The organism is Embleya sp. NPDC020886 (assembly GCF_044333915.1).
Lineage (GTDB): Bacteria > Actinomycetota > Actinomycetes > Streptomycetales > Streptomycetaceae > Embleya.
The window spans coordinates 24,130-50,151 of record NZ_JBIRRX010000016.1; the positions used below are offsets into that span (position 1 = coordinate 24,130).

The 26,022-nt window shown below is 72.8% G+C and carries 20 protein-coding genes; 9 read left to right on the forward strand and 11 right to left on the reverse strand.

The annotated features are described in order from the left end of the window. Nucleotides 1-345: 345 nt before the first annotated feature. Together ACH4U8_RS37590 and ACH4U8_RS37595 are read left to right on the forward strand one after the other, a co-directional pair. A complete protein-coding gene (locus tag ACH4U8_RS37590) occupies nt 346-1,368 on the forward strand; it encodes a polyprenyl synthetase family protein (protein ID WP_395782680.1) in 1,023 nt (340 codons plus the stop codon). Between the two features lie 261 nt (nt 1,369-1,629). Further along, nucleotides 1,630-1,890: a response regulator transcription factor gene (locus ACH4U8_RS37595; protein WP_379989471.1), complete on the forward strand. Its 261-nt coding sequence runs from the start codon at nt 1,630-1,632 to the stop codon at nt 1,888-1,890. Between the two features lie 57 nt (nt 1,891-1,947). Here the strand turns inward: ACH4U8_RS37595 and ACH4U8_RS37600 are convergent, their stop codons facing one another. Then, nucleotides 1,948-2,421 (reverse strand): methylglyoxal synthase, encoded by a 474-nt coding sequence (locus tag ACH4U8_RS37600; RefSeq protein ID WP_380017793.1) that lies wholly within the window; start codon nt 2,419-2,421, stop codon nt 1,948-1,950. A 215-nt stretch (nt 2,422-2,636) separates the two neighbouring features. On the opposite strand from ACH4U8_RS37600, the gene ACH4U8_RS37605 reads away from it, so the two are divergent. From ACH4U8_RS37605 to ACH4U8_RS37615, 3 genes are read left to right on the forward strand one after another with little or no spacing between them, the layout of a single operon-like run. Next, nucleotides 2,637-5,054, forward strand: a complete 2,418-nt coding sequence (locus tag ACH4U8_RS37605) for a WD40 repeat domain-containing protein (protein ID WP_395782681.1) — start codon at nt 2,637-2,639, stop codon at nt 5,052-5,054. A gap of 38 nt (nt 5,055-5,092) precedes the next feature. Continuing rightward, nucleotides 5,093-6,490 (forward strand): hypothetical protein, encoded by a 1,398-nt coding sequence (locus ACH4U8_RS37610; RefSeq protein ID WP_395782682.1) that lies wholly within the window; start codon nt 5,093-5,095, stop codon nt 6,488-6,490. Then, on the forward strand, nt 6,487-8,430 hold the full coding sequence (locus ACH4U8_RS37615) for a hypothetical protein (protein ID WP_395782683.1): 1,944 nt from the start codon (nt 6,487-6,489) through the stop codon (nt 8,428-8,430). Before ACH4U8_RS37610 ends, ACH4U8_RS37615 begins: the two co-directional genes overlap by 4 nt. Before the next feature lie 13 nt (nt 8,431-8,443). Here ACH4U8_RS37615 and ACH4U8_RS37620 read toward each other — a convergent pair whose 3' ends face one another. Next, nucleotides 8,444-9,733, reverse strand: a complete 1,290-nt coding sequence (locus ACH4U8_RS37620; RefSeq protein WP_395782684.1) for an MFS transporter — start codon at nt 9,731-9,733, stop codon at nt 8,444-8,446. Between the two features lie 54 nt (nt 9,734-9,787). On the opposite strand from ACH4U8_RS37620, the gene ACH4U8_RS37625 reads away from it, so the two are divergent. Further along, nucleotides 9,788-10,759 carry a DUF5937 family protein gene (locus ACH4U8_RS37625; RefSeq protein ID WP_395782685.1) on the forward strand — a complete coding sequence of 324 codons (972 nt, stop codon included), beginning with the start codon at nt 9,788-9,790 and terminating at the stop codon, nt 10,757-10,759. Between the two features lie 183 nt (nt 10,760-10,942). Here ACH4U8_RS37625 and ACH4U8_RS37630 read toward each other — a convergent pair whose 3' ends face one another. Beyond that, nucleotides 10,943-11,494 (reverse strand): carboxymuconolactone decarboxylase family protein, encoded by a 552-nt coding sequence (locus tag ACH4U8_RS37630; RefSeq protein ID WP_379989464.1) that lies wholly within the window; start codon nt 11,492-11,494, stop codon nt 10,943-10,945. Nucleotides 11,495-11,574: 80 nt separating this feature from the next. Here ACH4U8_RS37630 and ACH4U8_RS37635 point away from each other — a divergent pair, with 80 nt between their 5' ends. Next, the gene (locus tag ACH4U8_RS37635) at nt 11,575-11,982 is read left to right on the forward strand and encodes a winged helix-turn-helix transcriptional regulator (RefSeq protein WP_395782686.1); all 408 of its coding nucleotides are present in this window, start codon (nt 11,575-11,577) and stop codon (nt 11,980-11,982) included. 3,317 nt (nt 11,983-15,299) lie between these two features. Here the strand turns inward: ACH4U8_RS37635 and ACH4U8_RS37640 are convergent. The 8 genes from ACH4U8_RS37640 to ACH4U8_RS37675 form a co-directional block, all read right to left on the reverse strand. After that, nucleotides 15,300-15,794 carry a metallophosphoesterase family protein gene (locus ACH4U8_RS37640; protein WP_395782687.1) on the reverse strand — a complete coding sequence of 165 codons (495 nt, stop codon included), beginning with the start codon at nt 15,792-15,794 and terminating at the stop codon, nt 15,300-15,302. A 192-nt stretch (nt 15,795-15,986) separates the two neighbouring features. Next, nucleotides 15,987-17,033, reverse strand: a complete 1,047-nt coding sequence (locus ACH4U8_RS37645) for an SIS domain-containing protein (protein WP_360319231.1) — start codon at nt 17,031-17,033, stop codon at nt 15,987-15,989. A gap of 88 nt (nt 17,034-17,121) precedes the next feature. Next, entirely contained in the window at nt 17,122-18,105 is a 984-nt protein-coding gene (locus ACH4U8_RS37650; protein WP_395782688.1) for an ROK family protein, read from the reverse strand. 63 nt (nt 18,106-18,168) lie between these two features. Next, nucleotides 18,169-19,380: an alanine racemase gene (locus ACH4U8_RS37655; protein WP_395782689.1), complete on the reverse strand. Its 1,212-nt coding sequence runs from the start codon at nt 19,378-19,380 to the stop codon at nt 18,169-18,171. 117 nt (nt 19,381-19,497) lie between these two features. Then, nucleotides 19,498-20,994 (reverse strand): APC family permease, encoded by a 1,497-nt coding sequence (locus tag ACH4U8_RS37660; protein ID WP_395782690.1) that lies wholly within the window; start codon nt 20,992-20,994, stop codon nt 19,498-19,500. A gap of 111 nt (nt 20,995-21,105) precedes the next feature. Then, nucleotides 21,106-22,293 (reverse strand): ROK family transcriptional regulator, encoded by a 1,188-nt coding sequence (locus tag ACH4U8_RS37665; protein ID WP_395782691.1) that lies wholly within the window; start codon nt 22,291-22,293, stop codon nt 21,106-21,108. 223 nt (nt 22,294-22,516) lie between these two features. Then, a complete protein-coding gene (locus ACH4U8_RS37670; protein WP_379991002.1) occupies nt 22,517-23,044 on the reverse strand; it encodes an SRPBCC family protein in 528 nt (175 codons plus the stop codon). An 85-nt stretch (nt 23,045-23,129) separates the two neighbouring features. Next, a complete protein-coding gene (locus ACH4U8_RS37675; RefSeq protein WP_360319219.1) occupies nt 23,130-23,627 on the reverse strand; it encodes a MarR family transcriptional regulator in 498 nt (165 codons plus the stop codon). A 168-nt stretch (nt 23,628-23,795) separates the two neighbouring features. On the opposite strand from ACH4U8_RS37675, the gene ACH4U8_RS37680 reads away from it, so the two are divergent. Continuing rightward, entirely contained in the window at nt 23,796-24,437 is a 642-nt protein-coding gene (locus ACH4U8_RS37680; RefSeq protein ID WP_395782692.1) for an NAD(P)-dependent oxidoreductase, read from the forward strand. A gap of 143 nt (nt 24,438-24,580) precedes the next feature. Beyond that, a complete protein-coding gene (locus ACH4U8_RS37685) occupies nt 24,581-25,861 on the forward strand; it encodes a GNAT family N-acetyltransferase (RefSeq protein WP_395782693.1) in 1,281 nt (426 codons plus the stop codon). Nucleotides 25,862-26,022 lie beyond the last annotated feature (161 nt).

The following is a 26,022-nucleotide window of genomic DNA, read 5'->3' on the forward strand; positions in this document are numbered from 1 at the left end:
CGGCGAACACCGCGCCCCACGGCAAGACTTCGCGCGGCAGGATCCCCGCTCGCGGCCCGTGGGTATCGCGGTGAAACCACGCGATGGTGGGGTGTGGGAGCGCGGATTCCCGTTCGGGTGGATGCGCGCCGGCGTGATGCTTCCGTGCCCGGCTGTCGGCGGCCCGCCGGGGTCTGTTGGGTTGGTCCGGGCGCCGGCGAGCGTCCGGAACATGCGTCGCCCCCATCCGCTTCGGCGCCCGAGGGGCCACGCTCCGGGGGCGATACAGGGGGTTCGCAAGCTGTGACCGAGACACCACAGGTTTCCTCGACGGCTCACAAGCGTCGATCGACCGGGCGGGCGCACATGACCGGCGCGCCTGCCCCGTACGAGTTGTCCGATCGGCCGATCGTGGACGTACCGGCGGTCCTGGCCGCCGAGTTCGCCCGTCGTTGGCCGCGATCAGCCGACGGCATGGCCGCGGTGCATCGGTACGCGTTGTTGCCGACCGGCAAGTTGTTGCGGCCCGCGCTGGTGATGTACGCGGCGCTCGCGGTCGGCGGCGAGGTCGAGCACGCGCTGCCGGCCGCCGTCGGCATGGAGTGCGCGCACACCGGCAGCCTGGTGCACGACGACATCGTCGACGCCGACGAGGAGCGGCGCGGCCGGCCCTCGGTGCACGTCGCCTACGGTCCCGAGCGGGCCATCATCGCGGGCAGCAGCCTGTACTTCGCCTGGTTCCGCGCGCTCGCCGAATGTGCGCGCCACGGCGTGCCCGGTGAGCGCATCGCCCGCGCGATGACGGCGCAGGCCGAGGGCGGATACGCGATGTGTCAGGGCGTGTTCGACGAACTCGGCCTCGCCGGAGACCTGGACTGCCCGGTCGAGGACTACCTCACGATGGCCGGCGGCAAGACCGGCGCGCTGCTGTCCACGTCCTGCCGGGTGGGCGCGATCCTGGGCGGCGGAACCGACTCGGCGGTGGAGGCGCTGGGCGCGTTCGGGCGGCACGTCGGCCTGGCCTTCCAGATCCGCGACGACCTGCTCCCCTACGACGACGCATCCGCCGCCACGATGGGCAAACCCTCCAACAGCGACGTGTGCAATCACCGTCCGACGCTGCCGGTACTGCTCGCCCACGAACGCGGCAGCAGCCGGCAGCGCGCCGAGATCCGGCACGCCCTCCTGCACGAGAACAATCCGGCGACCGCGCTCGCCCGGATGCGCGCGCTGGTGGCGGTCACCGGCGCCGGCGCCGAGGCCCGAGCCTTGGCCGACGGCTACGAACGCAGCGCCCGGGACGCGATTTCCTGGCTTCCCGTCAACCCGTACACCGAGGTGCTCAGCCACTGGTCCCGCCGGGAACCCGGCCCGCCCGCGGCCGGTTGACCCCACCGACCCGCACCCGCCTCCGTCGACCGACGCGACGACGGAGGCGCGGTCGATCGCTATCTGCCGTCGATCGCTCCCTGCGGTATCGGCGCTCCCGGCCCGCACATCCCGGGCGGCGCCGAAGCGGATCACCGCCGTTCCGCTCCCGGTAGGTTGGCCGGCACAAGCGGGCACGAACCGATCCCAAAGCCTGGAACTCACCCGAGAATGGCCCGAATCGCCGCGCTGGGTGCGGCGGGGCTCGAAAGGTTGACCGACGTGACGGACGGGCCCGAAGCGACAGCACTCCCGAAGGCGACCACGACCGGCACCGCACATCCCGATCGGCTCACCGATCGTGAAGTGGAGGTGCTGACGCTGATCGCGAACGGACTGAAGAACGCGGAGATCGCCGGCACGCTGTGCATCGGCGAGGCAACCGTGAAGACACACATCAACAACGCCTTCGCCAAGATCAACGTGCGCAATCGAGCCGACGCGGTGCGCTACGCGTATCGCATGGGGCTGTCCCGGCCCTGAGCGTACGGTTCGGAGCGTACGGTTCGGTCGGGCGCCGGGCCGGCCTTGCCGCGCCGCCTATGCGGCCAGCGGCGCGAACACCGGTGAACCGGGGCGATCCGGGTCGTCCGCGATCGCCAACAGCGGCGAGGTGATCACGAAGTCGGCCGTCGCCCGGTTGCAGGCCACCGGGATGTCCGCCAGGACCGCGAGTCGCAACAGCGCGCGCACGTCGGGCTCGTGCGGCTGAGGGCTCAGCGGATCCCAGAAGAACACCAACAGGTCCACGGCGCCCTCGGCGATCCGCGATCCGATCTGTTGGTCGCCGCCGAGCGGGCCGCTGCGGAACCGGATGATCTCCAGGTCGAGTTCGTCGGCGAGGATGCCGCCGGTGGTCCCGGTCGCGTACAGGCGGTGCCGGGTCAGGGTCTCGCGGTGGGTCCGGGCCCAGGCGAGCATTTCCGGCTTGCACCGGTCGTGTGCCACGAGGGCGATGCCGCGCTCGCGTTCGTGCGGGTGGTTCGGGTCGAGCAGGTCGTTCGGTCGGGTCACAGGCATCTCCGGTGTGCTGGGCTTTGGCATGCCCCCAGTCTCACCGCCGCGTGTTGCGTCGGCGTGGCCGGGACATGACGCCCACAAGAAGACGAACCGATCATGTCGCCGGTCGGCCCGACCACCCACGGCGGGCCCGGCCGGCGGCGACATCCGGCGGGCCCGTCTTGGGCATTCGGCTGCGCGCCCGGTGTCGAGCCGGCCAGGATGGGCGGGTGGGCGGACCTTCGACGAATCTTCGGCACGCCGCGCCCGACCCGCGCGAGCGCCGACCGCGACGAGTCGCCGACGCGTTGCTCCGCGCCGCGGCGGCGGCCCTGCCCGCCGCGCCGAACCCGTATCTCGTCCATCACCTCCCCGAACACCTCGCGGAGGCCGGCACGTGGGACGAGGTCGCCGCGATGCCCGAGTTGCTCGACCGGCTCGACCCCACCTCGCTCGCCGCCGCCGCGCTCGGCTCGGCACTCGACCGGGACGAGGGGCTGCCCGCGGACGTGGTCGCGGTGCTCGCCGCCGCCAACTATCTCGACGAAGTGCCGGTGGCGGACCGTGCGTTCGCGCGGCAGGCAATGCTTCGCCGGTTCGATCCGGACCCCCCGCCGCATGCCCGGCGGCCGGATTCGAGCGGTGCGGGCGACGAGTGGGAGGTGGGCTGGAGCCGGGTGCGGCCCGCGACGGTGCATCGCACCCTGACCGAACTCTCCGGGTCGATCTGCGCTCTCACCGCCCTCACGTTGCGCGACAACGGGCCGGTGCTGGCCGGGATGAATACGAGCGGCACCGTCCTGGCCTGGGACGCCGACAGCGGACGGATCATCGGCCAGGCCCCGCCCGGGAACGGACTCGCGCACGCCTTGGCGGCGTTGCCGATGCCCGGTGGTCCGGTCGTCCTCGCCTTCGTCGACGACGATGCCCGGGTGTGTCTGTGGGATCCGCGCACGGGCGACCGGCTCGCCACACCCGGTCTCGACCGGGAGAACGACATACGTCACCTGGCTCCCATCCCGTTGCCCGACGGCACCACCCTGCTCGCGGTCACCGACCGCCTGGAACGAATCCGCCTGTGGCACCCCGGCACCGGCGACCTCCTGGACCTCCGGGACACCGAGCTGCTGCCGGCCTGCACCCTCGTGAGCGTGCCGTTGACCCAGGTCGCCACGTGTCTCGTGTTCGTCACTCCCGACGGACTGGTGCGCCGTCGGATACCGGACGCCCGCACCGCGGGGTCCGCCGACCCACCCGTCACCACGGCGATCCTGCCGCTCCCGAACGGGCAGTCCACGATCGCCACGGCAAGCCTGCGCGGCCTGGTACGACTGCACAATCCGTTCCGGGGACTCGGCGGCACGCTCTACCGCCGGGCCATGGACGCGGTGAGCGTACTGGTCACCCTGCCCATCGCCGGTCGCCCACCGCTGCTGGCCGTCGGCGATCGCGACGGAACGGTGCGGCTGCTCGACCCGATCGTCGACGACTCGTTCCAGCGCCGGATGACGGGTCACACCGCGGCCGTGACGGCGATGACCGCGATCCCGCAGTCGCACGGACGCTCGGCCCTGCTCGCGACCGCTGCCGACGACGGCACCGTGCGGCTGTGGTTTCCCGAGTTGCGCCGCTTCGCCGCGGCGGGACCGACCCCCCGGGAGGCACCGACGATTCCGGGCGCGATCACGGCGATGACCGCCGCGGTCGACCGGCACGGCGCCACCCGGCTGGTCACCGCCGGCCGGACGGGGGAGATACGTGTGTGCGATCCCGAGACCGGTCGAGACCCGACCTCGCGCATTCCGATCCGGTGGGAGTCGGATCCGATCACCGTGGTGATCCCACCATCCGCCCGACACCGAGTGTTGTCCGGAGTCACCCCGAACCTGGCGGTGTGCCTCTGGGATCCGCGTACCTGCCGACCGGATCGCGGCCCCGAGCACCAACGCACCCATCGGCGCTGGGACACGCTGCCGTGGGCCCGGTACCACAACCCCACCTTCGCGTCCGCGGCAACGCTCCCTTGGAACGCCGAACACAGCGTGCTCGCCATCGCCGAGGTCTCGGGCACGGTGCACCTGTGGGAGCTCGATCCACCCCGGATGCTGGACGTGTCCTTCGACAGCGGCCGACCGGACATCCACGGTCTGCTCCCGATCCCACGACCGGACGGACCCGCCCGGCTGGCGATCGCCTACCGGGGGACCGCGAACCTGACCCTGTGGGATCCCGAGGACGGATCGGCCCGGACCCACCGACTCCCCGAGGAGCTGCCCGCGACGAACCTGACCGCCGTGCCCAGGCCCGGCGGCGGCACGTGGGTCGCCGTCACCGGCATCGACAACGCGGTTCGACTGTGGGACCCGGCCGACGGCCGAACCATCCCGCGGCGGCTCGACGCCCACGTGCGAACCACCGTGACCGCCGTCGAACCGCTGCCCGCCCCCGACGGCGACACCCTGCTCGCGGTGGGCGACAGCGGGGGCCGGGTCCGACTCTGGGACCCGACGTCCGGGCGGGTGGCGCACGTACTGGCGGTCGGCGTGGAGGTGCTCGCGCTCGCCGCGCTGGGTTCGGATCTGGCGATCGGTGGGCGCGCGGGACTGTGGTTCGCGCGACGGACGGGAGTGGTCGCGTCGCGCGCTTGACGGCTTCGGCCGGGGCTCGGGAAAGGACGAACAACGCGGTGCAGCCTGGAATCGGGGGGAAGATGAACGACGCGGTGATCGTGCTGCCGGGAATCATGGGCAGCGAGTTGGTGGAGGTGTCCACCGGGCGCACGTTGTGGGGACTGGCCGACGCCGGTTGGTACGCCCGGGCCTGGACCACCGGCGCCTCGCTGCGGGCGCTGGCGGTGACCGACGCGGAACGCGCCGGGCGGGTGGGCCGCATCCGGGCCACCCGGCTGCTGCACGCCCCGGCCTGGGCTCCCATGCTGCGCGGCTTCGAGCCGTACACCGCGCTGCTCCAGGCGGTCCGGCGCAGCGCCGCCGATCCCAGCGCCGTGCTCGAGTTCCCGTACGACTGGCGGCTGTCCGTCGAGTACAACGCGGGTCTCCTGGCGATCGCCGTCCACGAGCACCTGCGTCGTTGGCGACGCCACCCGCTGGGCGGACCGGATGCGCGACTGGTGCTGGTGGCGCACTCGATGGGCGGCCTGATCGCCCGCTACTTCGCCGAAGTGCTGAACGGTTCGGCCGAGTTGCGTGCGCTGATCACCCTGGGTACGCCGTTCTTCGGCTCGGTCAAGGCGGTCCACCTGCTCGGCACCGGCACCGGGACGCCGCTCCCGCTCCCGCAGACCCGGCTGCGCCGACTGGCCACCACGCTGCCCGGGCTGTACGACCTGTTGCCGTCCTACCGCTGCGTGGACGAGGGCTCCTCGATCCGTCGGCTGACCGCCGCCGACGTCGCGAGGCTGGGTGGTGACGAGTACTTGGCCGGCGAGGCGTTGGCCCGGCGCGAGCGGTTGCTCGGCGCGGGGTCGTGGGAGACGTTGTGGCCCGCGATCGGGGTGGCGCAGCCGACCATGCAGTCCCTGCTGCTTCGCGACGGCGTGGCCGAGCCGCGCCCGGTGACCTGCCGGACCGAGCCCGACGGCCGGATCGAGCGCGTCGATCGCGGCGGCGACGAGACCGTGTACCGCGAGGCGGCGTTCCCGGCCGCGGCCAAGCCGTTCGCCTTCGTCCAGACGCACGGCGCGTTGCCCGGCACGCGCGAGGCGATCGCGCACGTCTGTGCGGTCCTCGACCATCGGGATCTGGGCCCCGAACTCGCGGCCGACGCGCAGCCGTTGGCGTTGCACGTGGCCGACTCGGTGGCGGCCGGCACGGCGCTGGACATCGTGCTCGACGGGGTGGCCGACCCGGCCGCCGTGGATGTGCGTGTGGTCGACGTGGCCACCGGCGTGATGTTGCCGCGTGCGCTGCCGATGCCTCGGGACGGCCGGCTCATGGTGCGTCAGATCCTGCCGGTGGAGGGCCTGTTCCGGGTGCTGGCGAAGGTCGGCGGGCAGTCCGCGGTCACCCAACTGGTCCTGGCGAGCGATCCCAGCGCGCCGTTCGACCCGGCCGAGGACGCGTGAGCGAGCGGCACCCGGGGCCGGCGTTCGACGTCTTGTCGGTGCCGATCGGTCGGTACGCGCACCATCCCGAGGTGCCCGCGGTGGAGGCGGCGGCCGAAGTCGCCGACCTGCTCGCGGGCCTGGGTGGTCGACACCGTCCGTGGTTGCCGGCGGACCCGATCCGCGACACCACGGCCGTGTTGGCGCGGTTGCACGAGTGGTCCGCGCCGCAGGATCCGCGCTGTTCGGTGCTGTACTGGAGCGGACACGGCGAGGCGCTGGACGGTGGTGCGTGGCTCGCGGTGTACAACACGGATCGGCACATCCGCTCGGGTGGCATCGGCCCGGAGACGTTCGCGGATCACGTGCTCCTGGAATGGCGGCGCCGCGCGGCCGATCCGGCGGCGTGGATGCTCGTGGTGATCGAGGCGTGCGGCGCGGAGCGCTTCGCGAACCTGGTCGCGTCCCGCCTCCTGGGGCACGAGTTCACCCCCGAGCGTTGCGCGATCATCGGCGTCAGCGAAGGATCCGGGGCAAGCCACCTGGGCCGTTTCGCCACCGTGTTGGCCGCGACGATCGAGGCGTACACCGTCAACGATCCGGTGCTCAGCCTCAAGGACTTCGTCTCCGCGTTGGAGGATCGGCTCGGCGACCACGGCACCGTGCTGTCCCTCAAACCACATCTGGCACCGCCGATCCCCCGGCCGGCCCGCCCGCTGGCCTCGGTCGCGGCGCCCTTCGACGTGTATGCCGAACTGCTGCGCTACATCGCCGAGTTGCCACCGGACGAACGTGGCCATTTCCTGCCCAAGGCACAGGGCGCCGACGGTCTGGAACAGGGCGAGCCCGCGTGGTACTTCGTCGGCCGGGAGGCCGAGCGCGCGGCCGTCGCCCGCTGGTTGCGCGAGACCGGGCACGGGCTGCTCGCGGTCACCGGCCGGGCCGGATCGGGCAAGTCGGCGTTGCTCGGGCACATCCTGGTGCACACCACCCCCCGGCTGCGCGAACTGCTGCTGCGCGGCGGTGATCTGCGGCCCGCGCCCGAGGGGGAGTTCGGCACGCCGGGAGACGAGATCCGCTTCGACGCGGTGATCCACCTGACCGGGACGACCGTGGCCGAACTGGTGCGCCGGCTGGCCGATGCGCTGGGCCTGGGCCTGCCGGTGACCGGGATCTCGGTCGGCTCGGATGTGGAGTGGCTGCTGACGGCCCTGGCCGGTCGCGAGAACACGTGCACGATCCTGGTGGACGCGCTCGACGAGGCACAGGAGCCGATCACCATCGCCGGTTCGGTCCTGCGTCGGATGGCCGCGCTGCCCGGGATGCGGATCGTGGTGGGAACCCGGGCCTCCACGCGCGAGGCCGTCGACGCGCACACCGAGGACACCGACCTGCTCACCGCGCTGGACGCGACCGGCACGCGCGTGGTGGTGACCCGTGATCGACACTCCGTCGGCGCATACGTGGAGCAACGACTGACCGCCGCCCGCGCCCGGGGCCGGCTCGCCGTGGACGACGCCACGATCACCTCGGTGGCCCGGCTGATCCGGGACCAGGACCGCGAGTTCCTGTACGCGCGCCTGGCCGTGCACGAACTGCTCGCACAGCCGGACCTGTTCGACCCGGACCGGGCCGAGGACCTGCGCGACCTGCTCTCCCGCGATCACCGGGCGTTGTTCGCGGTCGCGGTCGCCCGGTTGCGGGCGCGGGCCCGGACCGCCTATCCCCTGCTGGAGGCGCTCGCCGTGGCGCGCGGCCGGGGGTTGCCGCGCGCGGACCGGATCTGGGCGCTCGTGGCGAGCGCGCTCGACGAGGACCGGCCGGTGCACGAGGCGGACATCGACGATCTCCTGGTCACCGCGTCGCCGTACATCATGCTGGACGCCGAACACGCGCAGAGCGTCTACCGTCTGGCCCACCGCACCTTCGCCGAGCACTTCCCGACCGGCGCCCCCGGTTGAGGAGCCGGCCCGGTCAGCCCTTCGCGGCCGGCGCCTCGGGGCGCGCGCCGGCGGCCACCACCAGGGTCGGGCCTTCGGGAAGTACGCGCAGGGTACGCACCGGCGAGCAGAAGACCGGAAGGAAGCCCAGCGCCAGGCACACCCCGCCGACCCACATCGCGGTATGCACACCGGCGAATTGGCCGATCAGCGCGGCGGCCACCGCGCCGATCGCGGAGGCCCCGGTGAGCAGGCAGCGGAAGGTCGCGTTCATCCGGCCGAGCAGCGCGTCGGGGGTCAGGCGTTGCCGCAGGCTGACCCCGAGCACGTTGTCCACGCCCATCTTGGCGGTGGCCAGGAACCAGCCGAGTCCGGCGACCACCAGCCACGGACCACGATCGATCAGCGGGATCAGCAGCCCGGCGGGGGCCAGGCACAGTCCGGCCAGGCCCAGCGTGCGGCCGAAGCCGAGCCGGCCGGAGATCGGCCGGGCACAGCGGGCGCCGACCAGGACGCCGAGCCCACCGAGTGCCAGATAGAGCCCCAACGCTCCTGCGGGAAGGTCGAGTTCCCGGACGAATACGACCGGCAGCAGCACGTTGACCAGTTGCGACCCGAAGTTGGTCAGCGCCGCGGTGCAGGCGAGGGCCCGCAGTTCGGGGCGGCGAACCACGTGGCGCAGTCCCTCGGCGATCTCGGTCCGCAGCCGGCGTCGGGCGCCGCCGGTGGCGGCCGGCGCGCCGTCCGCACGGATCCGGGCGAGCCCGAGGCCGGAGGCGAGGTAGCCGACCACGGTGCACAACAGCGCGACCGGGGCCGCGACCAGTTGGATCAGGAAGCCGCCCGCGCTGCGGCCGGCGATGTTGGCGCTCGCCATCAGGCTGACCATCGCGGCGTTCGCCGACACCAGCGCCTCGCGACCGACCAGGTGCGGCAGGAAACTCTGCGACCCGACGTCGAAGAACACGGTGGCGCAGCCGTTGAGCAGGACCACGGCGTACAACTGGGGCAGGGTCAGCGCGTCCAGCCACCAGGCCACCGGGATCGAGCCGATCAGCGTGGCGCGGACCAGGTCGGCGACCATCATCACCCGGCGCCGGCGCATCCGGTCCACCCAGGCGCCGGCGGGCAGGCCGATCAGCAGGAACGCGACGGTGCCGAGCGCGGCGAGGGCGCCGACCTGGCCGGGGCTCGCGTCCAGGGCCGCGACGGCGATCAGCGGGACGGCGACGTAGCCGATGTTGGTGCCCAGTTCGCTGAGCGCCGCCGCGGTGAACAGCGTGCGGAAGTCGGCGATGCGCCAGGGGGAGTGCGGTTGGCTCATCCCTGCAGCCTGCCGGGCGGTACCGACGGCACCCAATCATTTAGCCTGGACTGAATGATCGAGATCGAGTTCACCCCGGAGGACGTGGCCCGCACCCGCTTCGTGATCTCCCCGCTGTGGGAGGTGATCGCGAGCGTGCGGATCCTCAAGGGTGCCGACGAAGCGGGCATCCACCGCGCCTGGACGGATCAGGTTCGTCCTCGGTTGGCCGCCGCGAAGGTGGATCTGACGCCGCTCACCGAGCTGATCCCGGTGCCGACCCGGGCCCTCGCGGGCTTCCTGTGCCCGCCGCCGACCACGCCGTTGACCTCGCTGGACGTCGAGCTGGCCACGCTGCGCGCCACGCCGCTCGAATTGCTGCGCACCAGCTCGGAGGTCGCGCCGGAGCGGATCGCCGCGCTGCGGGCGGACCCCGAGCGCGAGTTGGGGCGGTTGGCGGAAACGATCGAGGCGTACTGGGAGTTGGCGCTCGCGCCGTACTGGCCGCGGATCCTGACCTTCCTGGAGGGCGACATCCTCTTTCGCGCCCGCCGGCTGGTCGAGGGCGGCGCACGCGGCCTGTTCAACGACCTGGATCCGCAGGTGGCGTGGGACGCGGGCATGCTCCAGATACAACACCGGTTCGCCCGCGGTCGGCGCACGCTGGACGGGCTGGGGCTGCTGCTGGTGCCGTCCGCGTTCGTGTGGCCGAGGGTGTTCTCGGTGCTGGACGGCCGCTGGCAACCCACCCTGCGCTATCCGCCGCGCGGCATCGGCACGTTGTGGGATCCGCCGCGCACGCCCACACCCGACGCACTCGCCGGTGTCATGGGCCGCTCGCGAGCCACCCTGATCGCCGAACTCACCACCCCGGCCTCGACCACGGACCTGGCCCGCCGAACCGGCCTGACCCCGGGCGGCGTCTCCCAACACCTGTCCGCACTGCGCGCCGCGGGCCTGGTCGCCGGCCACCGAATCGGCCGCGAGGTGCTCTACGCGCGAACCCGGGCGGCGGAAACCCTGCTCGGGGCGGCCGGATCGGGGTAGGTACGGGGCCGAGCGTCGGCTGTCCGCGTCGACCCGCGCCGCGCGCCGGCAACCGCGCGCTGGGCTTGGGCTGCTCCCCCGCGCCCGCCGGCCGGCACCGAACGACCGGCGCGAGGGGAGGCCGCGATCACCGGCTTCCCGACCGAGGTCGAGGCCGGGCATCGACGGTAGCCGCGCGAGTGTTCACGCCTGCGGATACGGCGCGGCCCACTCCTCCGCCGGCAGGCGCAGGGCGTTGGCCACGTAGGCGATCGTGCGGTACCAGCCCGCCAGGACCAGGATCTCCACGATCTCCCGATCCGTGAACGCCGCCCGCAGTTCGGCCCACGTCGCGTCGGTGAGGTCGGCGCCGTCGTGCAGTTCGTCGACCACCTGCACCAGGACTGCCTGCCGTCCGGTCCACGCGCCCGCGTCGTCGAACACGGTGGCCCGAAGCCGGCCCGGAGTCAGGCCGACCCGCTCGCCGAACACCTCGGCGTGCACGCCCCATTCGTAGGAACACCCGGCCCGGGCGCACACCCGCTGCACCACGATCTCCCGCTCGACGGCCGGCAGCGTGCCGTGCGCCAGCAACCCCGAGCCGACCACGCGCATCCGCGAGGCCAGCTCCGGGTGATGCTCCAGCACCCGGAACAACGCAAGCGGCTCACGGTCGCGAGCAGGCCCCATCCAGCGGGCCAACGCCGCCTCGGTTTCAGCGGCGTAGGGCGGCGACAACGGGGTGATCCGCGACATGGACGCGCTCCTGCACTGGCCGGGACGCCTCTGGGCCGGGGCCGAGACGACCCCGCGCATGCTTCGCTTTCAGAAGCACTATGCTGCTTTTGAAAACGAAGCGCAAGGGCGGAACGAAGGGCGGCGCACCCGTGGACGGCGAAACCGACGAGCACGCCATCCCGCTACCGGGCGGCCCGGTCCGCGGCTCGACCACCGGGCGCGCACCGATGGCCGCGCTCGACCTGCTCGGCCGGCGCTGGATCATGCGCCTGATCTGGGAACTGAGCCGCGAGCCGGCAGGCTTCCGCGCCCTGCAACGCCGCTGCGACGACATGTCCTCCAGCGTCCTCAACACCCGCCTACGCGACCTGGTCAACGCCCGAATCGCCACCCAGGACCCCAATGGCCACTACGAACTCACCCCCATCGGCGTGCAGTTGGTCGACGCCTTGGGCCCACTTCTGACCTGGTCGACCACTTGGGCCCGGGAACTGGAGAAGAACTGAACACGTCCGGCCGATGCCGACGCACGAGGAGCGGAGGAATTGCTCGGCCTCGGACGCGGGTGGACTTGTGCTCGGCGGGGGAGTGGGTGGGTGCTTTTGTTGGGTTCGCCGGGGCCTTTGCGGGTGGGTCGAGTGTTTGCGGGTGGGTCGAGTGTTTGCGGGTTGCAGTTGGGTCTTGGTCGGGTTGGGCGCGGGTGGCTTTGTGCTGAACGGTCGGCGTGGATCGGCGGAGGTGGGCCACCGTCCCACGGTCGCCGGCGGTCAGGAGCCCTGAGTCCCCGGCGAGACGTGGGTGTTGCTTGCCGGAAAGGCGCTGGCAACGGCGGAGCGGGAGGGCGGCCCGGTTGGGTTCGCCGGGGAGCCTTCCCGAGTGGGCCGGGTGCTTTGTGGCCGGCGGTCGCGTCTTGGTCGGCAGCGGGTGGCTCAGGGCTAAACGGTCGGCGTGGACCGGTGGAGATGGGCCCGGTCCCGGGGTCGCCGGCGGTCAGGGGCCCTGAGATCCCCGGCGAGACGCGGGCGTTGCTCGGCGGGAAAGGCGCCGGCAACGGCGGAGCGGGAGGGCGGCCCGGTGAGGTTCGCCGGGGAGCCTTCTCGAGTGGGCCGGGTGCTTTGTGGCCGGCGGTCGCGTCTTGGTCGGCAGCGGGTGGCTCAGGGCTAAACGGTCGGCGTGGGCTGGCGGAGATTGTCCCGGTCCCACGGTCACCGGCGGTCAAGAGCCCTGGGCCCCCCGGCGAGACGCGGGCGTTGCTCGGCGGGAAAGGCGCTGGCAACGGCGGAGCGGGAGGGCGGCCCGGTTGGGTTCGCCGGGGAGCCTTCCCGAGTGGGCCGGGCGTTTGCGGCCGGCGGTCGCGACTTGGTCGGCAGCGGGAGGCTTTGTGCTAAACGGTCGGCGTGGGCTGGCGGAGATTGTCCCGGTCCCACGGTCACCGGCGGTCAAGAGCCCTGGGTCCCCCGGCGAGATGTGGGCGTTGCCTGCGGGGAAAGGCGCCGGCAACGGCGGAGCGGAGGGCGGCCCGGTCGGGTCCGCCGGGGAGCCTCTCCGAGTGGTCCGGGCCGTTGCGGCCGGCGGTCGCGTCCTGCTCGGGTCGGGCACGGGTGGCTTTGTGCTAAACGGTCGGCGTGGATTGGTGGAGATCGGCCCGGTCCCACGGTCACCGGCGGTCAGGAGCCCTGGGTCCCCCGGCGAGACGCGGGCGTTGCTCGGCGGGAAAGGCGCTGGCAACGGCGGAGCGGGAGGGCGGCTCGGTCAGGTCCGCCGGGGAGCCTTCCCGAATGGGTCGGGGCGCTTCGGCGGGCGTTTCGGGGTGGGTGCGTGGGTGGAAGGGCTGCCGGTGGGTTGGGCGGGTCTCGATCCGGATGGCGCGGCGACTTCGGGCCCGCTGTTTCGCGCTGACCTGCGGTTTTGTGGGAACAGGGGGTGACAGTGGGTGCCGGGGGCCGGTTCGTGCACCCCGGTGGCGGATTTCGCGTGGGTCATGGCTCTCGGTGGGCGTTTCGGGTCGGCATCGCCGGGCGGAAGAGCCGTCCGTGAGCCCGGGGGTCACGACTCGGATCCCGAGACGGCTTCCCACGCCCGGAGTTTCGCTGACCTGCGGTTTTGTGGGAGCGGTCGGCGAGAGCGCGTGCCGAGGGCCGGGTTGTGTACCCCGGTGGCGGATTCCGCGTGGGTCATGGCTCTCGGTGGGCGTTTCGGGTCGGCACCGGCGGCCGGAGAGCCACCCGTGAGCCCGAAAGGTCGGGACCCGGATCCCGAGACCGCCTCCCGCTCCCGGGGTTCCGCTGACCTGCGGTTTTGTGGGACCGGCCGGCGAGAGCGCGTGCCGAGGGCCGGGTTGCGCACTCCGGCAACCGAAACCGCCCACCCCCGGCCCGCTATTCGCTTCCTCTCCCACCACCCGCCGAAACGCCCCGACCCACTCGAAAAGGCACCCCGGCGGACCCCACCGGGCCGCCCCTCCCGCTCCGCCGTTGCCGGCGCCTTTCCCGCCGAGCAACACCCGCGTCTCGCCGGGAAACCCAGGGCTCCCGGCCGCCGGCGACCACGGGACCGGGCCCATCTCCACCGATCCACGCCGACCGTTTAGCACTGAGCCACCCGCTGCCGACCAAAACGCGACCGCCGGCCACAAAGCACCCGGCCCACTCGAGAAGGCTCCCCGGCGAACCTCACCGGGCCGCCCTCCCGCTCCGCCGTTGCCAGCGCCTTTCCCGCCGAGCAACGCCCGCGTCTCGCCGGGGATCTCAGGGCCCCTGACCGCCGGCGACCCTGGGACCGGGACAATCTCCGCCAGCCCACGCCGACCGTTTAGCACAAAGCCTCCCGCTGCCGACCAAGTCGCGACCGCCGGCCGCAAACGCCCGGCCCACTCGGGAAGGCTCCCCGGCGGACCTGACCGGGCTCCCCTCCGGCTCCGCCGTTGCCGGCGCCTTTCCCGCCGAGCAACGCCCGCGTCTCGCCGGGGATCTCAGGGCTCCTGACCGCCGGCGACCCTGGGACCGGGCCCACCTCCACCGGTCCACGCCGACCGTTTAGCCCTGAGCCTCCCGCTGCCGACCAAGACGCGACCGCCGGCCACAAAGCACCCGGCCCACCCGGAAAGGCTCCCCGGCGAACCTCACCGGGCCGCCCCACCCGCTCCGCCGTTGCCGGCGCCTTTCCCGCCGAGCAACGCCCGCGTCTCGCCGGGGAACCCAGGGCTCCTAACCGCCGGCGACCCCGGGACCGGGCCCACCTCCACCAGCCCACGCCGACCGTTCAGCACAAAGCCACCCGCTGCCCACCAAGACGCGACCGCCGGCCGCGAACACACAAAGCCACCCGCACCCCAGCCCACTCCACCCCACCAACACCCAACCCCATAAGCCGAATTCGATCACCACGCATCCGATCGCCGCGCCCGTCCGTCGGATGCCGTGCGCTCGACGTATAGACCAAGGCCGTCGCCCCTCGTGTGATCCACCGGGAGCCGTGCTCGGCGCAGACCCGGTCCGTCCAGCCCTCGCGCCGGAACCGTGCCCGCTTCGCGCGCGAGCAGAAGGCCGCCTCTCACGCCGACCCGATTCGGTCGACCGGCAACAGACCAAGACCCCGTTCCGAATCGGCCTCCGCGCGCCCCCGGCGACCGTGGACACAACGCGGTCTGCTCACCGGCGGGATAGTGGGTGTAGTCGTACGCGCGCGCCCGGTGTCGGCGAGGTCGGACACCGGGCCGGCGGCGCGCTCGGCCGCTCCGCACAGTACTCAAGGGATGCACCGTCTCGGACTGTGGAAGCGGAAGAAGTTTGTTGACGAACCATCCCGAATCGGCCGCAGGCGATCAGTCCAGGTCGTGCAGCACCACGTCGGTGATCGTGCCCGCGTCGGCCGTCAGGGTCATGTACGTGTGATGTGGTTGGCGGCGTCGGTCGGTGGGTGAGCCGGGGTTGAGCAGGCGCAGTCCGGAGTCGGTGACGGTGTCCCAGGGGATGTGGCTGTGGCCGAACACCAGGACGTCCACGTCCGGATACCGGGCCGCGCACCGGCGTTCCCGGCCCTCCGCCGGGCCCGTTTCGTGCACGACGGCGAATCGCACGCCGCCCAGTTCGACCCGGGCCACCTCGGGCAACCGGCTGCGCAGATCCGGGCCGTCGTTGTTGCCGTAGACGCCGATCACGCGACGCGAGTGCGCCTCGAACAAGTCCAGCGCGGCCCCGTCGACCCAGTCACCCGCGTGGATCACCACGTCGACCGTCGCCAACTCGGCGAGCAGGCGCTCGGGAACGGCCTTGGCGCGTTGGGGTACGTGCGTGTCGGACGTGAGAAGAACTCGCATACCGCCCACACTACGAGCCGCCCCCGGCCTGGGACGGCATCGAGCGCACGTCCCGCACAAGTCCCGCGCAGTTTCCGCGCAAGCCCCGCACGATTCCGGCCGGTGTGCGGCCGCGCCCCAGGACCGCGAAACGGCCCCGCCGCCCGCGTCGGCACAAGCCGACACGGGCGGCGGGGCCGCCGAAAGCCCGGATCAGGTGGTCGGCGTGACCTTGGCCAGGCCGATCGGGGCGTCCGGGTTGGCGCCGCGGTGCAGGGCGAAGGTGCGGGCGAGGCCCTGGAGATGCACCGTGGTGGCGATCGCCCGGGCGGATTCCGAACGCAGGTCGCCCAGTTCGGGTGCCACCATCGCGTGCGGTATCCCGTCGGCGACCAACCGCGCCCGCAGGGCGGCGATGTCCGGCGCGGTCGGGCCGCCGAGGTCGATCAGCAGCACCGGTACCCGAGCGCCCAGTGCGGCGATCGGCCCGTGCAGCAGGTCGGCGACCGAGATGCCCTCGGCGAACACCCCCGACGTCTCCCGGATCTTGAGCGCGCCCTCCAATGCCACCGCGCCACCGAGCCCCCGGCCGGCGACCACCAGGCGATCGTGGTGCGCCCAGTCCGCGGCCAGCGCCTCGCATTCGTCGACGCCGGCCAGTACCCGGGCCACCGCGTCCGGCAGCCCGGCCAGATCGGCCGGATCGGCCACCGTCGACGGCAACGGCCCGAGCGCGAGCGCGATCCCGACCATGGCCAGCAACTGGGCGGTGACCGTCTTCGTGGCCGGCACCGCGATCTCCGTGCCCGCGTCGGTCGCGGCCAGCACATCCGCCTCCGCCGCGAGCACGCTGTCCGCCTCGTTGGTGACCGCCACCACCCGGGCACCTCGCGCCCGCGCGGCCCGCACCGCCGTGACGATCTCGGGCGTGCGCCCGGACTGGCTCAACGCGGTGACCAGGTAGCCGGTGTAGTCGGTGCGCGCGTCGTACCTGGTCACCAGGCTCGGCGCGGCCAACCCGGCGGGCCGCCCGGACGCCAACTCGTACAGGTAGCGGCCGAACACCGCCGCGTTGTCCGAGGACCCCCGCGCGATCGACACGGACCCGTGCAGCGGCGCCGGCAACGCATCCCGAATCGCCGCCGCCAACTCCGGCAGCCGACCCACCAACCGCCGCAACACCTCCGGCTGTTCGGCCATCTCGGCGGCCATCACGGCACCGGGAGCGGGAAGCGCGGGAGAGGCCGTGTTCGTCGTCATGTTCATCCCATCGATCGAGGTCGGACCGGAACCGAAAACCAAACCGCAACACGCGACCGGCCGGCGCAGCGCCGACCGAGGGAACAACTCACGTCACCAGGGCCCACCCCGGCCGCTCACCCCCCGCCACGTCCCACGCGAGCGCCGCCGCGCCCCGCAGCGCCCCGTCGTGGATGTACCGGGCCGCCACGATCACCTCGCCCGGATCGACCGGGCTCGGAGCGTGCTTCGCGAGGAACGTGCGCAGCACGTCGAGCACCCGCTCGGACACGGCCATCAGGCCACCGCCCACGGCGATCCTGGTCGGATCCAGCGCCAGATACAGGTTGAGCACGTGGCCCGCCAGCACCGCCAGGGCCTGCTCGGCGACGGCCCGCAGACGCGGGTCGGTGGAGGTCAGGATCGCTGCCGCGTCCGGCGGCGGGCCGTTGCCGGCGAGGGCGTACAGGGACTGTGTCCGGGCCGCCAGCGGGCCGCCGCCGATCAGCGACTCCAGGTCCGGCTCGTCCGGCCGGCCCGGCACCAGCGAATACCCGATCTCGCCGGCCACGCCCCGGGCGCCGCCCACGACCCGGCCGCCGACCGTGAGCGCGGCGGCCACTCCGGTACCCAGATTGACGAACAGCCCCGGGTCGGCGGCCACCAGCGCGCCCGAGCGCAGCTCGGCCAGCCCGGCCGCCTTGACGTCGTTGGCCACCACCACCGGCACCGCCCCGAACGCCTCGCGTGCCAGGCCGAGGACGTCCACCCGCTCGATCCCGGGCAGGTTCGGCGACAGCTCCACCCCGGCCGAGGTCACCGTGCCGGGACAGACCAGGCCCACCGCCACGATCTCGCGCCGCCCGTCCCGGGTCGCCGCCGCGACCTGTTCCCGGGCCGACCGCAGCAGCCGATCCAGCGCGTGCGCCATGTCCTCGCCCGGCTCGCGGGTGGCCACCCGACGCTCCGCGAGCACGGTGCCGGCCGCATCGACGGCGGCCATCGCCGTCTTGGTCCCGCCGATGTCGAGCGCGACTATCCCGAGGGAGTCGCGCGGCAGCGGCTGGTCGAGCAGGTCGGCGGAGTCGAACACGATCGTCACATTCCTCGAATCGGGCGGCGGCAACGGCAAGAACACGGACGGCGACCGGCGCGGTCAGGACGGGTCGCCCACCACCCGCGCCTCCGCGTCGTACCGCTCGCCCCACACCGGCGCGCCCGCATCGGCCCGGTGCAGGCCGGCCACCGACTGCGTGCGCCCGCGGGTCACGAACGCCTGCGGCCGGAAGCACATCACCACCGTGTCGCCCGGCCGGATCCCCAGCCGACGCGCGTCCCGCAGCACCGTGTAGTAGTGGATCGCGCCGTCCGGAGCGGTATCCACCCGCGCCCGACGCTCGACCGCGGTCGCCGCGTCCCGGCCCACCAGCGCGGTGAGCGGGAACTCGCCCAGCACCTTGTCGAGGTAGTGCCCGGCGGCGAACGCGTACGCGTCGTCCCCGTCCACGTGCGACACCTCGGTCACGTACACGATCGCCGGCTGCTCCGGCGCGTCCGCGGCGAACACGTGCAGCGGCGTCGTCCCGTGGATCGCGTTGCCCGGCTCGACATGCGTGGCCCCCGCGTCGGCGGCGATCGTCAACGAGTGTGCCGACGTGGTCCCGGGCGCGTTCACCTGACGGATCTCGAACCCGGCCGCCCGCAGCCGCTCGGCCGCCACAACGACCGTGCCCAGATTGGGTGTTGCCACGATCCGCCGCTGCTCCGGGTCGGCCAGCAGGCACGGGAACGTGGTCACGCCGTGCACCGCGACGCCCTCCACCGCGTCGACCTCGCGCGCCGCGGCCACCACGTCGGCGGCCGGGAAGCCGCCGCCGTGGCCGAAGTAGAACCGGTCCCCCTCGCCGTGCACCCGCAGCAGCACCGACACGGGCGCGCCGCCGCGCCGTACCGCCGCCGCCCCGATCCGGCGGGCCGCGTCCACGGAGAACACGGTGACCACCTCGGGGTCGGCGCCGACCACGAAGTCCTCGCTGCCCCGATGCGGCTGCACCAAGTGCCCGACGTGCCCGACCGGCAGGCCGTGCCGGACCGCGGCCGACACACAGGCGGTGTCCACCGCGACGACCGGACCGAGGCCCGCGTCGATCGCGGTGCGGGTGACGTCGGGGTTGCGCCCGTACTGCTTGGCCATCACGTACGTGGACAACCCCCGCGAGCGCGCGGCCTCGGCGATCGTGGCGGCGTTGCGTGCCACCGTGTCCAGGTCCGCGACGTACGTGTTGGCGAGCAGGCGGCCCTCCTGATGTGCCGTCACGACGGCCTCGATCAGCGGGCGGTTGTGGGCGAGGAGTCGGTCGAGGAACATCGCGAGGCTCTCCTTGGGAGGAGCGGACGAAAGGACTGCACGGAGTCGGTCGGGGCGGGCGGTTCGCCCGAGCCGGCGCGCGAACGCCGGCCGGGCGTCGGCCGTTGCCCCACCGGATCAGGTCCGGCCGAGCGGCACGGGTATCGCCCCCTCCCCCGACCCGGCGGCCGGCTCACCCGCCTGGCCCGGTTCCGATTCGTCCTCGAACACCCGACCCATCGCGGCCAGCACCTGCGGACGCGAGCGGTGCGCCCAGACCAGATACGCGGTGCCCAGCACCATCCAGCCGACGATCACGTACGGCACGAGGTTGTTCGGATGATCGGGCACCGGCCACAGCTGGCCGTATATCGGCAACAGCATCAGCAGCACGGTCGCGCCCGGCAGGATCCCGTGCCGCAGCACGGAGAACTCGGCGCGGTGCTCGCGCAGGTAGAACCGGATCACCGCGACACTCATCAGGATGTAGATGATCACCATCCCGAGCCCGAGGATGGTACCCGCGAACCCGTAGACGCCCAGCGGCCCCAGGTCACCGCCGAAGCCGCTGCCCAGCACCAGCGCGAAGACGAGCGAGAAGCCCAGGTAGGCGGTGATCGCCGACTGCGGCACGTGGCGTTCGTTGGTGCGGCCCAGAAAGCGCGGGAGCACGCCCTCGCGGCCCATCGAGAACAACACCCGCACGGCCGCGTTCGAACCGGAGACCACGTTGGCGAACTGGCTGACGATCACGGTCAGTGCGAGGACCCAGGTGACACCCCAGTAGCGATCCACCAGGGTGGTCAACGGCGCGGCGTCCCCGGCGAGTTGGGAACCGTGCGCGGAGCCGAAGCCGATCGAGGTGGAGTACGCCATCAGCACGTAGAAGGTGCCGATCACCGCGACCGCGGTGAACAGCGCGAGCGGGATGCTGCGCTTGGCACCGCGCGCCTCCTCACCCAGGGTGGCCACCGACTCGAAGCCGATGAACATCAGGATGCCCCACAACATGCCGGTACCCAGGCCGCTGAACCCGTCGATCGAGTTCGCCGGATCGAACGGCGCCGGCGACAGCCCCGAGTCGCCCCCGTCGCCGAGGATCACCCCGGCCAGCCCGAGCAGTACGCCGACCTCCAGGACCAGGAAGATCAACGCGGTCTTGGCCGAACTGGAGACGCCGAGCGAGTTGACGCCCCACACCACGGCCGCGAACGCGAGCGACATCACCTGCCACGGCACCCGGATGTCGAACTGACTGTCCAGGAAGTCGTGGCTGTATCCGCCGAGCGCGGCGAACAACATCGGCCCGACCATGCCGTAGGTGAGCAGCAGCAGCCACCCGGAGAGGAAGCCGCCGGACTTGCCGAAGCCGTGGCTGTTGTAGGTGTACGCGAAACCCGCCGCCGGCAGCTTGCGGGCGAACGCGGCGATGGTGTTGGCGACCAGAAGGCTGGCCACCATGGCCAACACGATGGCCAGCGGCAGCGCGTAGCCCGCTCCCGCCGCGGCGGGCGGCGTGTTGAACGCGACGCTGGTCGCGGGGCCCATGAAGGCCATGCACATGGCGACGGCACCGAACACGGACAACGTGTTCCGGCGCAGGGACCCGCCTTTCGACGGCAGTGGGGTGGACATGGGTGGTACTCCAGGCGGTTCGGTGGGGTGGGACGGACCCCTGAGGGTGCGCGGGCCGCCGGCCGCGGCGGCGCGGTGTGCCTTGTGTCTGTGGGTGGGCGCGGCCCGGTGTCAGTGCGCGGCCGGGGCGAGCAGCGCGGACAGCTCCAGGTCGGCCCGGACCGCCGCCGCCGCGTCCGGCGCCACGTCGAAGCGGACCCGCAGGGCGGTCAGTCCGCGCGACACCGCGCCCAACGCGCCCGCGAGGTCGGCCAGTTCGGAGTGCACGAGCTCGGGGCACGCGGGCAATCGTCGGCGTACCCGCTCGCGCAGCCGGGTGGTCATCGCCGCATCGATCGAGGCCGAGACCCGGCCGCCGAGCACGACCAGTTCGGGTTCGTAGGCGATCGTCACCGCGATCAACGCCACGCCGAGCGCGCGTTCGAACCGGTCGATCACGGCCCGGGCCGCCGGCGAGGAGTCGACGAACAGGTCGGCTGCGGTGACCACTTCGATCCCCGCGTCCCGAGCGGCCCGCATCAGGCCCTCGGCGCCGACCAGTTCCTCCACGGTGTGGTCGTCGGAGTCCACCGGCAGGAAGCCGAACTCGCCGACCAGACCGGTCGGGCCGCCCCGGATGTGCCGGTCCACGGCGACACCGGCACCGAAGCCGGCGCCGACGGTGAACATCACGGCGGTCTCGGCGGTCCGGGCGGCGCCGTGTCGCAGTTCGCCCTCCAGGGCCAGATCGGCGTCGTTGCCGAACGCGACGGTGCCCTCCAGCGCGCGGCGCACCCGGCGGGTGAACAGGTCGCCTTCGATCTGCGGGAGGTTGGTCGCGCCGCGCACGCCCAATCCGTCGGCCGCGACCGCGCCGGGCAGACCTATCACGCCCGCCCGCAGCACGTCGGGCGCGGCCGAGTCGGCGTAGAGCGCGCGGACCCGCTCGGCGAGCCAGTCCGCGAGGTCGTCGGCCGCCAGGTGTCGGGGTGTGGGCTCCTCGCGGTAGCGCGGCGCGTGGCCCAGCAGGTCGGTGGCCAGGAACCGGCAGGTGGTGCCGCCGAGGTCGACGCCGACCGCGATCCCACGCTCGGCCGCCACCTCGATCACCACCCCCTGCCGCCCACGCCGGCCGGTCTGGAGCACGGCGCCCTCGCGGACCAGGCCCTCGTCGAGCAGGCCCTCGACCACGCGCGAGACGGTGGCCGCGCTGAGCCCGGTCTGCTGGGTGAGACCCGCGCGACTGTGCTGCCCACCGGCCAACAGCACCGCGAGCAGGCTGGAGCGGTTGGCCCATCGGGCATCGGCCGTCTCCGCCATGTTCACCTCTCAGAGTGAAAATATTTCAGAGTGAGAGAAAATTAAGCCCGTGGGCAGGAGGTGTCAAGGGTTCGTCAAGACCCGGTCGCCGAGACAGGGGCGCCGGGACCCCCGCAGCCGGGCCGGAACATGAGCGCACCCCGAGCGACGGCCGGCGGGCGGCGGGTCGATCGGGGTGCGTGGGCGGGGGCGGGTAGCCCGGGGTGGGTGCGTGGGCCGGATTTCAGCCCTGACGTCCACCGCCGGACGCGACATAGGCGCGGAGGTGGTCGAGGCCGCGTTCGAGGATGTCGCCGACGGCCAGGTCGGCATCGGTACCCGCCTCGCGGTGTCGGGTCAGCGCGTCCACGGGCAGTGCCTCGCGGCCCTCGCTGCCGCCGAACTGGCCCGCGTCGTGCACCCGCTCGCGCTCGACCGCGCCGTAGTCGTCCGGATCCCGGCCGTCGTCGACCATGACGGTGACGATGCTGTCCACATCGCTCGGGCCGTCCTGGACGATCACGATGCCGGTGTACGGGGTGCCGCGCACGACCCATTCGATCCGGGTGCCGGGACCGTCCCGATCCAGCTCGACCTCGGCCGCGACGGACTGCGCCGACTCGCCGGCGGTCACCACCACCGCGCGGCCCGAGCCGGCCCGGACGGCGGTCACCGGAGGGAAGTATTCGGGAAGCTTGTCCAGGTCGGACAGGAGCATGTACACCCGGTCGGTGGACGCGGCGACCTGCACGGAACGCGTGTGAAGAACCATGCGCGTACTGCTATCCGTTCGAGGGCCGTTCCATTCTCGATCCGGATGCGGCCCGCGCGGGTCGGCCGCCCCGCGTACCGGCTCGTCAATCCGTCGCGTCGCCCAGGGATTCCAGCAGGGTGCGCAGCCCGTCGGCGAGCGCGGCCCGCTGCCGGGGACCCAGCGCGGCGAGCACCCGGCGCTCGGTGGCCAGGTGCGCGGGCAGCACCACGTCGATCAGTTCGCGGCCCTGGTCGGTGAGCGCAACCAGCACGCTGCGGCCGTCGGACGCACTGGTGCTCCGGGAGACCAGGCCGCGCGCCTCCAGTCGATCCAGGCGCTGGGTGATGGCGCCCGAGGTGACCATCGACGCCCGCATCAGCTCGGTGGGGCTCAGCCGGTGCGGGGGCGGATGCCGGCGCAGCGTGGCGAGTACGTCGAACGACGAGGCGTCGAGCCCGTGTTCGCCGAAGGTGCGGGCCAGTTCGGCACTGACCAGGCGGGCGGCGCGGGACAGCCGGGCGAGGACCGCCATCGGCGACGCGTCCAGGTCGGGGCGCTGCGTACCCCATTGCTCCAGCACAAGGTCGACGTGATCTGCCACGGCGTCAGGTTAGCCGAGTCGATGCGGCGATCCGGGCCGCCTCCCTCTTCCCAACTATCTTAGCGTTGAGGTATCTTTCTCTTAGCACTAAGAGATCAACCACTCGGTCGGCAGCCCGGTCGAGGCATTCACCCACGCAGCGAGACCACCCGAGAGGGGCACACCACCATGCGCATCACCGTGTTCGGAGCAGCCGGAAACGTGGGCAGCCGAGTCGTCTCCGAGGCACTGTCCCGAGGCCACGAGGTCACCGCCGTGGTCCGCGACGCGGCCCGCTTCCCCGAGTTGCACCCCGAGGCCGAGGCCCGCGTCGGCGACGCCGCCCGGATCGAGGACGTGGCCGCCCTGAGCACCGGCCGGGACCTGGTGATCAGCGCCACCCGACCGGCGCACGGCAACGAACGGGCGCTGGCCGACACCGCCGAGGCACTGCTGGCCGGGCTCGCCGGCACGGGCGTACGCCTGCTGACCGTCGGCGGCGCGGGCAGCCTGACCGTGCCCGGCACCGGCGACACGATGGCCGTGGACGACCCGCGGTTCGTGCCCACCGCGTGGCGCGGCATCGCCCTGGCCTGCAACGCCCAGCTCGACGTCTTCCGGACCGACACCGAGGTCGACTGGACCTACCTGAGCCCGCCCGCCAACCTGGAGCCCGGCACCCGCACCGGCAGCTTCCGGCTCGGTACCGACGAACTCCTCGTCGACCCCGACGGCGTCTCGGCGATCTCCATGGAGGACCTCGCGGTCGCCCTGATCGACGAGGCGGAGCAGCCGCGCCACCACCGCGCCCGCTTCACGGTCGCGTACTGAGCGACGGGCCCGATGAGGTCCGCTCCCGCTCCGGTCACGACGGAGATCGGGTCGGGGATCCCGTCGCGGATCCCCGACCCGACGCTCCCCGGGGAGCCGGAAATCGATGGACGCGGCAACCCGACGGATGGCATAGTCCGGCCGTGACCGCCCCCACGCCTTCCACCGCACCGATCCCCCTGGCCGACGGCCTCGTACTGCGCCAGGCCCGGCCCTCGGACCTCGACCGGATCGGCGCGCTGCTCGCCGAACGCGGCGACGCGGGCGACGCCCTCGACCATCGACTCGTCGTCACCGACCCCGACGCCGGCCCGGCCGCGTGCGCCGTGGTCGTCCACGGCGACCGGGTCGTCTCCACCGCGACACTGCTGGACGAGGAACTGCGCGTCGGCGACCTGCGCCTGCCCGCCGGCCAGGTCGAACTGGTCGCCACCGACCCCGAGTTCGAGGGTCGCGGCCTGGTACGGGCACTCATGCGGTGGGCGCATGAACGCTCCGCCGCGCGCGGTCACGTGGTCCAGGTGATGATCGGCATCCCGTACTTCTACCGGCTGTTCGGCTACGAGTACGCCATCGACATCCCACCGGCGCCGACCGTGCACAGCACGCCGCCGGCCGAACCCACCGATGGCGCCGGGCACCTCGGGGAAACCGCGCCCGTCCTCCGCATCGCCCGCCCCGCCGACTTCCCGGCCATGGCCGCCCTCCAGGACGCCGCCCAAAGCCGGTTCGACGTGGCCATGCCGCACTCGGCGGCGTGTTGGCGCTGGTTGTCGGCGCACGACGCGAGCACGCTGCGGGTGCTCGAACGGGCCGGCACCATCGTCGCCACCGCACGCACCACGCCTCCCGACGAGGACGGCGACGTGCTCCTGGCCGAGGCGGCGGCACACGACGAGCGGGCAGCCCGGGACCTGCTCCGCGCCGTCGCCGCCCTGCGTCCCGAAGGCACCGACGGCACGCTGCGCGTCGTGCATCGCGCCGGCACCGTCACCGCCGACGCCTGGCGGGAGTTCGTCGACCACGAACCCCGCACGCAGGCGGAGCAGTACTACGTCCGCCTCCCGGATGTCGCCGTCCTGCTCGACCGCCTGCGGCCACTGTTCCGGCAGCGGCTCGACGCGGCGGGCATCGACCACACCGACCGCGACATCGTGATCTCCACGTTCGGCGCCCACTACCGGATCCCGGTCCGGGCCGGCGGCCTCGGCGGCGTCGTCACCGGCGGCGCGATGCAGTCTCCCGGAGCCGCGAACGGCATCGGCGTGGCCCCCGACCAACTGCCCGCCCTGTTCTTCGGCCCCTTGGGCGTCGAGGGCCTGACCCGGGTCCGCCCCGACGTCTACACCTCCGAAGAGGCCCTGTTCCAGGCCCTCTTTCCGGCACTGACCGCCGACCTCCTGAGCTACTACCTGCCGTACTGACGTCGACGCGCCCGCGGGCACCCCGAGCGATCGTCCCCACGTGAGCGAGGTCTCCCCCGGTCCGGTGGTCGCCACGACGGCGACCGCGGCGGGCATCGGGACGCCGAGCACGCCGTGGGTGCGCCCGCGAAAACGGATGCCGACGAAGCGATGAGTTTGCG